The sequence below is a fragment of the Nocardia alni genome, assembly GCF_019038435.1.
Lineage (GTDB): Bacteria > Actinomycetota > Actinomycetes > Mycobacteriales > Mycobacteriaceae > Nocardia > Nocardia alni.
Genome location: NZ_JAGPOX010000208.1, coordinates 1 through 13,358 on the forward strand (window position 1 = coordinate 1; position 13,358 = coordinate 13,358).

13 protein-coding genes, 1 tRNA gene and 1 pseudogene are annotated in these 13,358 nt (G+C 67.5%); 8 read left to right on the forward strand and 7 right to left on the reverse strand.

The features are described 5' to 3' along the window. Positions 1-86 precede the first annotated feature (86 nt). The 5 genes from JZ791_RS40995 to JZ791_RS41015 form a co-directional block, all read right to left on the reverse strand. Complete coding sequence (locus tag JZ791_RS40995) at positions 87-422, reverse strand: nucleotidyl transferase AbiEii/AbiGii toxin family protein (RefSeq protein ID WP_216902860.1); 336 nt, start codon at positions 420-422, stop codon at positions 87-89. Continuing rightward, the gene (locus tag JZ791_RS41000; protein WP_216902862.1) at positions 422-1,063 is read right to left on the reverse strand and encodes a hypothetical protein; all 642 of its coding nucleotides are present in this window, start codon (positions 1,061-1,063) and stop codon (positions 422-424) included. The genes JZ791_RS40995 and JZ791_RS41000 overlap by 1 nt, the downstream gene beginning before the upstream one ends. 142 nt (positions 1,064-1,205) lie before the next feature. Then, entirely contained in the window at positions 1,206-1,877 is a 672-nt protein-coding gene (locus tag JZ791_RS41005) for a response regulator (protein ID WP_216902863.1), read from the reverse strand. Further along, positions 1,874-3,085 carry a sensor histidine kinase gene (locus JZ791_RS41010; RefSeq protein WP_216902865.1) on the reverse strand — a complete coding sequence of 404 codons (1,212 nt, stop codon included), beginning with the start codon at positions 3,083-3,085 and terminating at the stop codon, positions 1,874-1,876. Before JZ791_RS41010 ends, JZ791_RS41005 begins: the two co-directional genes overlap by 4 nt. 90 nt (positions 3,086-3,175) lie before the next feature. Next, positions 3,176-5,401 carry an MMPL family transporter gene (locus JZ791_RS41015; RefSeq protein ID WP_216902881.1) on the reverse strand — a complete coding sequence of 742 codons (2,226 nt, stop codon included), beginning with the start codon at positions 5,399-5,401 and terminating at the stop codon, positions 3,176-3,178. 138 nt (positions 5,402-5,539) lie between these two features. Between JZ791_RS41015 and JZ791_RS46935 the strand changes: the two genes are divergently transcribed. After that, positions 5,540-5,716, forward strand: a complete 177-nt coding sequence (locus JZ791_RS46935) for a class II aldolase/adducin family protein (protein WP_216902883.1) — start codon at positions 5,540-5,542, stop codon at positions 5,714-5,716. Between the two features lie 112 nt (positions 5,717-5,828). After that, entirely contained in the window at positions 5,829-7,037 is a 1,209-nt protein-coding gene (locus tag JZ791_RS41025; RefSeq protein ID WP_216902867.1) for an MFS transporter, read from the forward strand. A gap of 16 nt (positions 7,038-7,053) precedes the next feature. Here JZ791_RS41025 and JZ791_RS41030 read toward each other — a convergent pair whose 3' ends face one another. Further along, on the reverse strand, positions 7,054-7,836 hold the full coding sequence (locus tag JZ791_RS41030) for an SGNH/GDSL hydrolase family protein (RefSeq protein ID WP_216902869.1): 783 nt from the start codon (positions 7,834-7,836) through the stop codon (positions 7,054-7,056). 86 nt (positions 7,837-7,922) lie between these two features. On the opposite strand from JZ791_RS41030, the gene JZ791_RS41035 reads away from it, so the two are divergent. The 6 genes from JZ791_RS41035 (at position 7,923) to JZ791_RS41060 (ending at position 13,062) form a co-directional block, all read left to right on the forward strand. Further along, positions 7,923-8,528 (forward strand): TetR/AcrR family transcriptional regulator, encoded by a 606-nt coding sequence (locus tag JZ791_RS41035; RefSeq protein WP_216902871.1) that lies wholly within the window; start codon positions 7,923-7,925, stop codon positions 8,526-8,528. Positions 8,529-8,634: 106 nt separating this feature from the next. Continuing rightward, positions 8,635-9,084 carry a group II truncated hemoglobin gene (locus tag JZ791_RS41040; RefSeq protein WP_216902873.1) on the forward strand — a complete coding sequence of 150 codons (450 nt, stop codon included), beginning with the start codon at positions 8,635-8,637 and terminating at the stop codon, positions 9,082-9,084. Further along, positions 9,081-9,872, forward strand: a complete 792-nt coding sequence (locus JZ791_RS41045) for an SDR family NAD(P)-dependent oxidoreductase (RefSeq protein ID WP_216902875.1) — start codon at positions 9,081-9,083, stop codon at positions 9,870-9,872. Before JZ791_RS41040 ends, JZ791_RS41045 begins: the two co-directional genes overlap by 4 nt. A gap of 335 nt (positions 9,873-10,207) precedes the next feature. Then, positions 10,208-10,283: transfer RNA gene (locus JZ791_RS41050), tRNA-Glu, on the forward strand. Positions 10,284-10,449: 166 nt separating this feature from the next. Beyond that, positions 10,450-11,436 carry a serine/threonine-protein kinase gene (locus tag JZ791_RS41055; RefSeq protein ID WP_216902877.1) on the forward strand — a complete coding sequence of 329 codons (987 nt, stop codon included), beginning with the start codon at positions 10,450-10,452 and terminating at the stop codon, positions 11,434-11,436. Positions 11,437-11,535: 99 nt separating this feature from the next. Further along, entirely contained in the window at positions 11,536-13,062 is a 1,527-nt protein-coding gene (locus tag JZ791_RS41060; RefSeq protein ID WP_216902879.1) for a serine/threonine-protein kinase, read from the forward strand. Between the two features lie 8 nt (positions 13,063-13,070). Here JZ791_RS41060 and JZ791_RS41065 read toward each other — a convergent pair. Next, positions 13,071-13,358 (reverse strand): annotated as a pseudogene (locus JZ791_RS41065) (ABC transporter substrate-binding protein); the annotation flags it as partial.

A 13,358-nucleotide genomic window follows, 5' to 3' on the forward strand; every position in this document is an offset into this window, starting at 1 on the left:
CTCCCCCACCCCCGACACCATCCACCCCTGAAACCAGCCGCTCGTTCCCGACTCCGAAAGCGCCGTAAACTCCCCAGCGCGACTACTCAGTTGCTCGTGCCGAGCCATGCCTGGCGCACCGTCAATGCCGGCTGCCATGCCAGTCCGGGGTATTCGCGGCGGAGTTCGCTGACCACGGCTCGATGCAGGGCCTCGGCGGTCGACCGCCGGTCCGTCAGTGCGATGAGGTCGATATCCTCGGACAGCCGTCCCTCGGGTATCAGGGTGCGGCTCAATGCTGTTCCGCCGAAGAAAAGAACCTGGTCGGGAAGGCGCTTTGCGATAGCAGCCAAGACATGGGAGATCAGATGGTCTCGGCGAACCTGCGCACGAGCGACGCCGAAGCGGCTCACGATCAGGTGTTCGTCGGCTGCGCTGAGCATCAGTCCCCTTTGTTCGGCAAGCTCAGGCGGCGAAGGCCGGCACGGCGTCGTTGCCGGGTGGCCAGCTCGGTGAGCAGCTCGCGATCGGACCGTGCCAATAGCACCCGTGCGGCCGCGGCGGCTTCCTCTGGGAGCCCTCCCAGATCAGGGCGAGCAGCCAGATCCACGACGGTCTGCTCGACCGTGGTTACCCACCCACTTCCCAGCTCCGACGAATACCGCTGCAGGTCGAGGCCGCCGACACTCCGGCGTACGAACAGCACATCGGCATCACGGTCGGCCAGATGCAAGGTCGACCGGTGGCGGCTAGCTGCCACCACTGCCACACTCAACGCGCGCGGTATCGCACCATGCACCCGCGCCGCCGACAACCCCATCAGGGCCACCGTATCGATCCCCTCGTCGGCAGCGGCGATACCGAGCGCGACGGGCTCCAACTCAGGCTGCCACCCCTGCCCGAGCTGGTCGTCCGGGACGATCGCGTAATAACCCGTGGCGACCCGATGCAGCGCTCCGGATCGCGTCAACCGTGCGAACTCGGGTCGAGGGTTCGCGTAGTAAACAGCTCCGTCCTGCGGACGGACCACCCGCAACGGCCGGTGCAGCAACTCGACCGGAACCCGCCGAGCAACCCGCGCCATAAGTGTCACCTCCGTAGGCTTGAAGCCTACGCTCATGACAGTGACGGACCAATAAACTCACTCTGCCGTGCAGCTCCACGGCAGATCATCGGACGCCCGCTGCCTCGGACAGGGGCCAGCGGCGGCGAGGGGTTCGATCGACTCAACGCGGGGGCTCGACGCGCACCAACCCGGACTGGAATGCGATCACGACGAGCTGGGCGCGGTGCCGGGCGCCCAGTTTCGTCATCGCGCGCTGGACATGGGTGCGAATGGTCAACGGGCTCACATACATTCGCTCGGCGATCGCCTCGTTGGACAGGCCCTCGGCGACGAGCGCGACGACTTCGCGTTCGCGTGCGGTGAGCACGTCCAGGGTGTCGATGGCGGGATTGTCGGTTTCCGGCCGGGCGAGGAAACGCGCGATGAGCGTCCTGGTGGCCGCGGGAGACAGGAGCGTGTCGCCGGCGGCAATGGTGCGGATGGCGCGCAGGAGTTCCTCCGGGGCGACGTCCTTGCCGAGGAATCCGCTCGCACCCGCGCGCAGCGCCCGGGCCACGTACTCGTCGAGTTCGAAGGTGGTCAGGATGAGCACACGGGTGGCCCGCAGGGCGTCGTCGTGGCAGATCTCCTGGGTCGCGGCCAAGCCGTCGAGGTCGGGCATGCGGATATCCATCAAGACGACGTCGGGCTGGGTGGCCCGCGCCGTGTCGATCGCCTGCCTCCCGGTCTCGGCCACACCGACCACCTGCATGTCGTCGGCGGACTCGATCAGCATCCGGAAGGTTCCGGCCAGCAGGGCGTGGTCGTCGGCGATGACAACGCGAATGGTCACCAGGGGTTCTCCTTCGTGTCGCGGTGGGCGGCGCCCGGCTCCAGAGGCAGCCGCGTGGAGACCTCGAAGCCGCCGCCCTGGCGGAATCCGGCGAGCAGTTCCCCGCCGACCGACTGCGCGCGTTCGTTCATACCGATCAGGCCGAAACCGGATTCGCCCGAGCGCCGCGCGCCGCGTCCGTCGTCGGAGACGGTGATGGTCAGCAGCGACCGCGAATAGGCCAGGCGAACCGAAACCGCCGCGGCTGGTGCGTGTTTGGTGACATTGGTCAACGCCTCCTGCACGATCCGATAGGCCGTCAGGTCGACGCCGGGCGACAGGGGTTGCGGCTCGCCTGTCACTGTCATCGAAACCCCCGGTCCCAGAGGCTCGAACGAGGCGATCAGCTCCGGAAGCCGCGAGAGTCCCGGGCTCGGTTCCAGGGGAGCCTGCGGGTCGTCCTCGCGGCGCAGCAGTCCGACGGTCGCCTTGAGTTCGCGCAGCGCCGAGGCGGTGGTGTCGGCGAGTTGATCCAGAACCTGTTGTGCCGGATCGGGTTTGGTCCGCAGTAGATAGGCGGCGGTGGAGGCCTGGGCGTGTGCCAGAGCCATGTGGTGGGCGACGATGTCGTGCAGCTCGCGGGCGATGCGAACGCGCTCCTCTGCGACGCGGTGGCGAGCCTCGTCCTCTCGGGTGCGTTCGGCCAGTTCCGCTCGCGCACGCAGCGCGGTCAGATAGTTCTGCCGGTTACGGGTAGCGTCGGCGAAAGCTCCGGCCACCAGCCCTCCAGCGATCAGGGTCACCTTGCCGGGCGCGAACAGCGGTCCCGGATTGAGCGTGATCGACGCTACCAACAGGACGATTCCCACTGCCGACGGATAGGTCAGCGCCCAGCGGCGTTCGGAACGCAAGCCGACCGAATACGCCGCGACCAGGGCAGGGGCCACCAACGGCGCCGAGATTTCGGCCCCGGCCGCGCCCATGAGCACACCGCAGGCGGCTGTCACCGCCAAGACCGTGCGCGGAAATCTGCGATGCCACAGCACAGCGAGCGCGGCGATCGCGGCGAACAGCACCCCGGCCGCGGATACGGGGTAGGAGATGACCGTAGCGGGTCCGCGAACGTCCAGCATGCTGCCCAGCACACTGAACCCGAACACCATAACGACGAGAATCGCATCGACGATCCGGGGATGACGTCGCACGTGGTGCCCCCAGTCTGTGACCATCGGATTGTTCTTGTCCTCACGAAACTAGCGGCAGGGCCCGCAAGGATCAGGTAGACCCCCGCACTGCGCGGTCTACCTGATCCGACCGCTTCACCGACTCGCCGACACCAGGTCGTTCGTGTCACCGGCGGTATCGGGTGCGTCGAACTCGCGGAGGTTCTCACCCTCGATGTCGACGTTCGGCACGATCTTGCGCAGGCGTCGAGGCAGCCACCACGCCCTGTCACCGAGCAGCGCGAGCACAGCCGGGACAATGGTCATGCGCACGATGAACGCGTCGAAGAACACCGCGGCGGCCAACCCGGCGCCCAGCACCTTGATCATCGCCTCGCTCATCCCGATGAACCCCGCGAACACGGCGATCATGATGGTGGCCGCCGCGGCGACCACTCGTGCGTTGTGCCGGAATCCGGTGACGATCGCCTCGGCCGGTGATTCGCCGTGCACATGGGCCTCACGGATGCGGGTGACCAGGAAGACCTCGTAATCCATCGCCAATCCGAAGACCAGTCCGATGAGGAAGATCGGCATCAGGCTCATCACCGGTCCGGTGGTCTGCAGGCCGAAGAGACTGGCCATCCAGCCCCACTGGAAGACCGCGACGATCACCCCAAGCGCCGCGCATACCGACAGCAGGAAGCCCAGAGCCGCCTTGAGCGGCACCAGCAGTGAGCGGAACACGACGATGAGCAGCAGGAACGCCAGACCGACCACGACCGCCAGATAGGGCAACAGGGCATCGGAGAGCTTCTGGGACATGTCGATGTTCACCGCCGCGGTGCCGGTGACCAGCATGTTCGCTCCGGTCGCGGACTTCAGCTCGCTGGATTCGGCGCGCAGCGTGTGCACCAGAGTCTTGGTTTCGTCGGCGGTGGGGGATGTCGCCGGTGTCGCGGTCAGTACAGCAGTGTCACCGGCGGGATTGAATCTGGGCGGCGAGACCGACACGATGCCGTGGGTGGCGGCGACGGTCCTGGCCGCCTGCGCTGCGGCCGCTTTCGGGTCGGGTGCGCCTTTCGCGTCGATGACCAGCGTGAAAGGACCGTTCGATCCGGCGCCGAATCCCGCCGCCAGCGCGTCGTAGGCGCGGCGCTGGGTGGTGGAGGTCGGTTGCGAGGCGTCGCTGGGCATGCCCAGCGTCAGGTCCTGCACGGGCAGGGCCAGTACGCCCAGACCGACCACCGCCAGCAGCAACACGGGGATCGGTCGTCGCACGACGAAGCGCGCCCAGCGAGTTCCCAAGCTCTCCTTGATGGCGCCCGGTGTTGCGAGGGTCGCGAGAGCGCCCGATACAGGCTGGTTCTCGCGCTTACGCAGCCGTCGAGGCATGACCGCCTTGTGGAAGAACCCGAGCAGCGCCGGGATCAAGGTCAGCGCGACCAGCACCGCGATCAGCACGGTACCCGCCGCCGCCAGTCCCATGCTCGTGAGTGCCGGCAGGCCGACCACCGACAAACCCGACAGGGCGATCACCACCGTGAGCCCGGCGAATACGACCGCTGAACCCGCTGTCCCCACCGCACGTGCCACCGCGTCCGGCGCGGCGCGCCCGGCTCCTCGTTCAGCTCGGTAGCGCGAGACGATGAACAGCGCGTAGTCGATGCCGACGGCCAGGCCCAGCATCACCGCCAGGGTGCTGGTGGTGAACGACAACCCCAGCGCCACGATGGCGGCCACGCCGCAGCCGATACCGACGATAGCGGTGATGAGTGGAAGTCCCGCTGCCACAAGGGATCCGAAAGTGATCAGCAGTACGATCGCGGCAATGACGACGCCGACGATCTCGGTCGGGCCGGCTTGGGGTTTGGCCTGCATGACCGTGCCGCCGAACTCGACGGTCAACCCGGCGGAGCGGCCGTCCTGGACGGCCTTCTCCAGGGAGGTCTTGGTCTGCTCGGTGATATTGGTGCTGGACACCTTGTAGGTGATGTTCGCGTAGGCGGTGGTGCCGTCCTTGCTGACGGTGCCCACCCGGAACGGGTTCAGCGCGCCGGCGACCTGCGGCCCGCCCGCAACCTCCGCGACAACCTTGTCGACCGCTGCCTTGTTCTGCTCGGCGCTGATCTGCTGGCCGTGCGGTGCCACGAACACGACGCGCGCGTCGGCGCCGTCGGACTTGATTCCCGGGAAGCGCTGGTCGAGCAGATCGAATGCTTTCTGGGACTCGGTGCCGGGCATGGACAGCCCGCTGTTGGCTGCTTCGGGCGCCTGCGAGGCGCCGAAGGCCAGCGCGGCCAACACACCCAACCAGAGCAGCACGACGAGACGGCGCTTCTCGAAGCAGAACCGACCCAGCCGGTAGAGGAATTTAGCCATGAGTCGATGCTCGTCGGGCAGCTTCGTAGTCGTCATCGTGCAGATGCAGGAGATCGGTCGTACTGCAGGTGCAGTACGCCGGGATTCGCACAGTCACCCCGGTGCGGTCTGGAGGCGTAATCTCGAACCGGGGCGGCGCTGGCCGCCGATCTGGGTGCTGCGCGTGCTTGTCTGATGCCCGAGCACGGCTTCGTGGCGGTCGGCGGCGATATCGCGCATGCGGTGATGTACGCCTCGAGCGCGCGTGCCCGTTGCAGCTCACCGCCGCCGCGGCAGGCGAGATCAGGCACTGGACTGCGCACGAGGAGTCCCTGAAGAAGGACACGGTGGCCTGGGCGGACAGTCGGATCGATGCCGGATGGCAATATTGGGGCCGCCGGGTCGCGCTCCGGCAGACTGACTGATCTCACGAAAGGCGTTGTGCCCCATGCCCACTAACCAGCAGTCGGCTGTGATCTCGGACGGCCGGCGCCGGGTGGCGACCGCCGTGGTCATGTGGTCCTTCTGGGCGGTCATGGTCGGGACTACGGTGCCCACGCCTCTGTATCCGTTGTACGAGCACGCCTTCGGCTTCTCCGCCCTGGCCGTTACCGTGACCTTCGCGGTGTACGCGCTGGCGGTGGTCGTCGGGCTGCTGGCGCTGGGCGGCCTGTCGGATCGGCTCGGCCGTCGCCCGATCGCCGCGGCCGCTCTGGTGATCGCTGTCGTCGCGGCCCTGGTGTTCCTGGTGGCGGGCGATCTGGCCGTACTACTGGTCGGCCGGGTGCTGTCGGGACTCGCGGCGGCGCTGATCACCGGCGCCGCGACAGCCCAGCTGGCGGAACTGGCGTCGCCGGGCGGCGCCACCAGGGCCGGACGGCTGGCGCTGGCCGCGAACATGGGCGGGCTGGCCAGTGGTCCGCTGCTGGCCGGCCTGCTGGCCCAGTTCGGCCCCTGGCCGCTGCGGCTGAGCTGGGTGGTCACCGCGGCTGTACTGGTGGTCGCCCTGGTCGCCCTCGCCGTGGTGCCCGAAACCGTGTCCCGGCCGGCGGCCGGATTGATACGCAGGCCCACGGTGCCCGCCGATATTCGCGGTCGCTTCTGGTCCGTCGCGCTGAGCGCCGGCGCCGGTTTCGCGGTGCTCGGCGTGCTCACCGCGGTGACCGGATTGTTCCTGGCCCAGATCGCGCATATCCACAACCTGCTGGTCACCGCGATCATCGTGGTGGCCGCCTTCGTGTGCACCGGAGCGGGCCAGGTGCTGGCGAATCGATTGGGGCGCGCCGCATCGCTCGCATCCGGCGCCGGGATGATCGCCGCGACCGCGCTTATCGCCGCCGCCATGGTGACGGGTTCGTACCTGCCCTTGCTACTGGCCGCCATACTGCTCGGCACGGCAACCGGCATCGCCGTGGGTCACGGCATCACGCTGATCAACACGAGCACCCCGCCCGACATCCGCAGCGCCACCATCTCGGCCTTCTTCGCCGTCCTCTACACCCTGCTGGCCCTGCCCTCCATCGGCGTCGGCGCCCTCATCGGCGTGCTGGGGTTACGGACCTCGGGCATCGTGTTCGCGGCGGCCGTCGCGCTGCTCGTCGTCGGGGTGCTGGTGGGATCGCGACGATTGAGTCGTGAGGACGCGTTTGTTCGGTGAAATATGTTCCGGTAGATCAGGATTCGTGGCTGTGGATCGCGTTCAGTAAAAGTGCGGCCTCGTTCTGATGGCCGAGTTCGTTGGCATGCAACGGCGCGGCGGGCTGAGTCGGGATGATGCCCTCCGACCAGCGGACTCCCTCGGGCCGGCAGGCGTCGTGACCGATGCTCGCGGTGTGGATGTCGACGAAGATCGCGTGGTGGGCGGGAGCTTGGGCGGCGACGGTGGCGTTCACCGCGTCGATCCGGCCCTCGATCTGCTTGGCCCGGCTGGCGGATATCGGCACTCGGGGAAAGCAGCCGGCGTCGGGCAGCCGTACGGGCTTGCCCATCACATAGACGGTGGCTTGCGGTGCGCGGCGGTGGATTTCGTCGATCAGCGCACCGAACCGCGGAGCCCATGCGGTGCTGCCGCCGGTATCGATCGTGTCGTTGGTACCCAGATCGAGGGTGACGATCCGGGCATCGGAGGTTACCGCGTCGAGTTGAGGCGCGTTGGATCCACCGCGACGCAGCCGCTGCGGGGCATACATGTCCTGGATCTTCGCGCCGGAGCAGGTGGCGTCGTGCAATGTCATGCCCAGGCGGGCCGCGGCGAGATGGGCGTAGTTGTGATCGGATTTCAGGCAGCCCAGCGGCGCGATCTGCTTCGGGATGAGGGGCCCGGCCGCACCCGATTCACCGAGCGCGACGAACACTCCACCGGTCGTATCGGCCGAGACGGGCGCGGCGACGACACCGACGGCGGTGGCCAGCGCCGCAGCCAGCGGGACAAGCCGCGCAACCTTGGTCATATCCATACTTCTAGCGTAACGCTAGTAACACGCTTCGTACTAAAATTAGCGATCTGTTAGTAATACGGGCATCCGCTCGTAGGAGGGATCACATGACAGGCGAACCGCCGGCCACGGGTGCGCGGCGCAAACGCGACCGGGCGCGGACCGAGGGCGAACTCCTCGACGCCGCGGAGCGCCTGTTCGACCGCGACGGCGTGCTCGCGGGGCTCAATCTCAACGAGGTGGCCACCGAGTCCGGGGTGAACCGCGGTCAGATCTATCAGATGTACGGCAACCGGCGCACGCTGCTGCGCGCGGCGCTCCAGCGCGCCCTGCAACGCCTGCACGCGAAGCGCCCCGCGCACTGGAACGACGATTTCGCCGCTCGCCGCCGCGCCATCATCCGGTTCGCGCTCGACGAGGTCCCGATACTGCGCGCGCAAACCCTGCTCGCCCTCGACGGCGACGAAGATCTGCACGTCTTCCCCGAATTCGACCGGACTCGCGCGGCACTGGAACGAGACCGGGCAACCGGCGCCCTGCCCCCCGACGCCGACGGCGAGGCCCTGCACGTCCTGACCGCCGCGGCAAGCTACGGCTACGCCGTCATGCGCGAGGCCGCCGCCCGCGACACCGGAATCCCCCTACCGGAACTCGATGAACGGGTACTCGCCGCGTACGACCGGATCATCGACGCCGTGACCAGGAAAGAGTGATCCCTCGCGTCCGGACACCGCTTCCCATGGGCGGTCGGGCCGGCGCTGTCTGGGTAGGCTGGCGGCGGTCGGGTGATCCGTGCGGATGCGAAGTGGGGTAATGGCCGTGAGTACCGAGACGCTGTATGACGCGGTCGGCGGGATCGACCGCCTTCGGGAGTTGAGCAACAGGTTTTACGATCGGGTGCTGGCCGACGAGATGCTTGCCCCGGTTTTCGCCAATTTCACCAGGACCCATGTCGAGAATGTCGCTGTCTGGCTTGCCGAAGTGTTCGGTGGGCCCGAGGATTACACGGCGAATCTGGGTGGGCATCATGCGCTTCTGAACAGTCACCTCGGGCTGAATATTCAGGAAGAACACCGGCAGCGATGGCTGACGCTCATGGGCGAGGCCATCGATGAGGTGCTGTCCGATCGGCCCGACCTGCGCAAGACGCTGATGGCCTACTTCGACTGGGGTACGGCCATCGCCGAAGACGTGTCCCGGGACCCGGTCGGGACCGATCTGGGTGCCCCCGGTCCCACACCACGATGGGGATACGACGGGCTGGCATGACAACCACAGGTAGCAACCTCGCACTGGTCACCGGCGCCACCTCCGGAATCGGCCGGGCCTTCGCCGAGCGCCTCGCCGCCGACGGCTACGACCTGGTGATCGTGGGCCGGCGGCAGGAGCGGCTCGCGGAGGTCGCCGCCGCCCACCCCGAGGTCGAGGTCCGCTGCCTCGCCGCCGACCTGTCCACCGACGAGGGCATCGACACGGTCGCCGAGGTCGCCGCGACCGAACCGCTGACCATGCTGGTGAACAACGCGGGCGTCGCCCACTACATGCCGCTGGCCGACCTGCCCGCCGGGAAAGCCCGCGAACTGGTCAACGTCAAGGTCCTGGCCCCCACCCTGATCACCCGCGCCGCCGTCGCCGGAATGCAGCAGCGCGGTCGCGGCGCGATCATCAACGTGGCCGGCATGATCGCCTTCAGCGGCCCCGCGCCGCACTCCCAGATGCCCCGCCGTGCCGTCTACGCCGGCAGCCTCGCTCACCTGGTCGCCATGTCCCAAACCCTGAGCGCCGAACTCGAAGGCACCGGCGTCCGGGTCGAGGTCGTCTGCCCCGGCGTGGTGGCCACCGAATTCCACGAGCGCCAGGGCCTCGACCTCAGCGCAGTCCCCCGCATGAGCGCCGACGACGTCGTCACCGCCGCCCTCCGCGGCCTGGAACTGGGCGAGGTGGTCTGCGCCCCCGGCGTCCAGGACTCCACCCTCCTCGACACCGTCTTCCAGGCCGACCTGGCGGCCTTCGCCGGCCAAAGTCCCGAACTCGCCGGCCGCTACCGGCGCGCCTGAATTCTCGCGTGGGTCTGCTGCGCCCGTCCGTGCAGCAGACCCGTTGCCTGCGATCTCTTCGGCCGCTGACGAAAATCAATGGCGTCGAAGGGAACCCGATTGCTACGGTAATTCCGCCGTATCAATGAAAGGCGCCCGAGATGTTCCCGCAGTTCGAATTCCGCAACGCAGAGCGTGGATCCGATGCTGCGCGGGAACCCGAGCGTTCGGATCGCTAGCGCGACACAGGAATTCCTGCTGACCCGTGCGGGCTGCCGACCATCGGCGCATCGCACGCCGCTGTCAGGGAGCCGGGCCGTACAGCGAGAATTCCGTCGCCAGTGCCGAATAATCAAGGCGCAGTTGCTCTGTTGGGATGGGCAGTCTGACTTTCATTCAGAACCCTCGCCGGTTCGATTCCGGTCTGCGTCACGGATATACCATACCCTCGCGCACCACAGGCCGAGCACCGGCCTGGCTGTATGATTGCGCGGGTGGGCCGAGGAAATGTGCGACCGAGCGGCATGCAGATCGACTCCACGACAATGAGTTTCACGAGAGTTGACGAGCGTTCGGCCGGAAGGTCGGGAACACCGGGATGATTGATCTGCAACCCAACGCGGAATTCGCCGGGTACACGATCGAACGCCGTCTCGGCGCCGGTGGCTGGGGGACGGTATATCTGGCGAAGGATCCACTTCTGCCTCGATTCATGGCACTGAAGCTGTTGACCCACAATGCCAGTGGTGACGAAGCGCGTCAGCGATTCATCCGTGAAGGCGATCTGGCCTCTCGCCTGGTACACCCCAACATCGTCACGATCCACGACCGTGGTGTCGAGGGCGGCACCATGTGGATATCCATGCGGTACGTCCCGGGTACCGACGCGTCCGCACTGACCGTCCCGCTGGTCGCCGAGCACGCCGTGTGGATCGGCGCCGGAATCGCCGCGGCCCTCGACTACGCACACCAAGAGGGAATCCTGCACCGCGACGTCAAACCCTCCAATATTCTGCTCGCGCCGGAGCACGGCCGTCCCGAGCATGTGGTGCTGACCGATTTCGGTGTCGCCCGGCTGAATCAGGACACCGCACACCTCACCGCGACCGGAGCCGTCATCGGCACCGGAGCATATGTCTCGCCCGAGCAGGTTTCCGGGGCGCCGATCGGCCACCGTTCGGATCAGTACTCGCTGGCCTGCACGCTGTTCCAACTGCTCACGGGCCATGGGGTATTCGCGATCCAGGATGCCCTCGCGCTGATGGCCGCGCATGTGCAGCAGCCACCTCGGACGATCAGCGAGGTCAGCCCGAATTTGGGCGCCCTCGACCCGGTGTTCGCCAGAGCGCTCTCGAAACAGCCCGGCGATCGGTTCGCCAGTTGTACGGAATTCGTCACGGCGATCGAACGAGCACTGGATACGGGCTCTTCCGGCGGCCCGCACCCCGGATCGGAATTCACGCCGACCATTCAGCCGCAGGACCGAGATACCCAGGCGAGCGGACCGGCCGAGACGCCAACCATGCCGTCCACCTCGACCGATCGGACGCCTCGCAGTCGGAGAGCAGGCCGCGGCCTGCTGTGAGAAAACTGCCCCGGCTCGCCCTCGACCGACCTACGGTAGGGTCGGCCACAGGCGTAGCGGTCGATCGGAGAGGGGCGCCGAAGTGACCGGAGGGGAACGATGATCGAGCTCGAGGCCGGTGAGTCGTTCGCCGGCTACATCATCGACCGCAAGCTCGGCGTGGGTGGTTGGGGCATCGTCTATCTGGCGCAGGACCCCCGGTTGCCCAGGGCGGTCGCACTGAAACTGCTCGATCCGGCCAAGGCGGATCCGGAAGCCCGGCAGCGGTTCGAACACGAGGGCGATTTCACCGCCCGGCTCGACCATCCGAATATCGTGACCATCTTCGACCGCGGGGTCACCAGCGATATCCACTGGATCGCAATGCAATTCGTGCACGGTACCGATGCCGGCGCGGTCGCCGGCGTCGAGCCGGAGCGGATGCTGCGGGTCGGGGAGCAGATCGCCGATGCCCTGGACTACGCGCATCGGGCCGGAGTACTGCACCGCGATGTGAAGCCCTCGAATTTCCTCATCACCGTCCCCGAGCCCGGCCGCCCGGAGCGGGTCCTGCTGACCGACTTCGGGATCGCCCGCCTGCGCGAGGCGACCACTGGCCTGACCAGAACCGGTTCGATGACCGGAACGGTCGCCTACATCTCGCCGGAACAGGTCTCCGGCGGAGCCGTCGATCACCGGTCCGACCAGTACTCCCTGGCCTGCAGCCTGTTCGTGTTGCTCACCGGGCAGCCGCCGTTCCCGGTGACCGATACGATCGCCTTGGCCTACGCGCACGTCCACACACCACCGCTGCTGCCGGGTGATCTGATCCCGGAGCTGGCGGCGCTGGATCCCGCTTTCCGCAGGGCTCTGGCCAAGGAACCGGAGGATCGCTTCCCGAGTTGCGGCGAATTCATCGCCGAGGTGAAGCGGGCCCTACCGGTGACAGGCGATATCACGGCCGTGTCGGCGCCGATGGGAAACCAAAGGCCCCAGCGCAATTCACGAGGCGGCTGGTTTTCGGCACGCCGGGTGCTGCCGGTTGCCGGCGCGGCGGTGGTCATTCTCGCGGTGATCGCCTACCTGCTCATGGGGACCGACCTGTTGGGCGCTTCGAGCAATACCGATGCGTCGGCACCGGTCGCGGTCGGCACCGCATCGGGGTGGGATACCAGGCACGCCGCCGCCGCGACGGCGTTCCCCGAGCTCATCGGCGGTATGAACGCCAATACCGGATGGCGCGGGGCGACATGTCAGCAGAATGATCCGGGCTCTACCGAGGAGCCGCCCGATCACGACTACGCCCGCATTTCCTGTCTCGTCCCGATGGGCGCGAGCCCGCTGAACATCGACGTCATGGACCGCACCGGATCAGCGCACGCGGGCCTCGGTCTCGACGCACTGGTCTCGCGTCTGTTCAACGCTTGCGAGCAGCGAGCCCAGAATCTGGCCCATCCCGAGCAAGCGCGGCCTCCCCTGGTCGTCACCTGCACCGGGACCGATTACGGTCGCGACACCACCCATCCCCCGGTGTGGACGTTCTTCCCGGATCCCGCCTACTCCCGGTTCGTGATCGTCATGACCTGGCAGGGCCACACCATCGATCAGATACTCGACCAGTGGCGGCAGGTTCCGCTGGGCAAATAGTCACCGAATCAGTGCGGCGTTTCGGCGGACGGTGTCGTGCGGTAGAAGTCGGCCGCGTCGAAGGTGACGGAGACGCCGAGTTCGGCGGCGACCGCGTCGGTCGCGGTCTTGCCGACGGCGAGGTCGGCCAGACCGTCGGTGGTGTAGTACGGCGCGATGAAGGCGTCGTAGTGGGCACGGACCTCGGCTTCGGTGTGGCGGCCGAGGAATGCGCGCATGTGGCGGACCGTGGTGTCGGGGTCGTCGTGGATTACCCGGAGGGCGCGGCGGTGGGCGCGGACCACGGCCTCGACGGC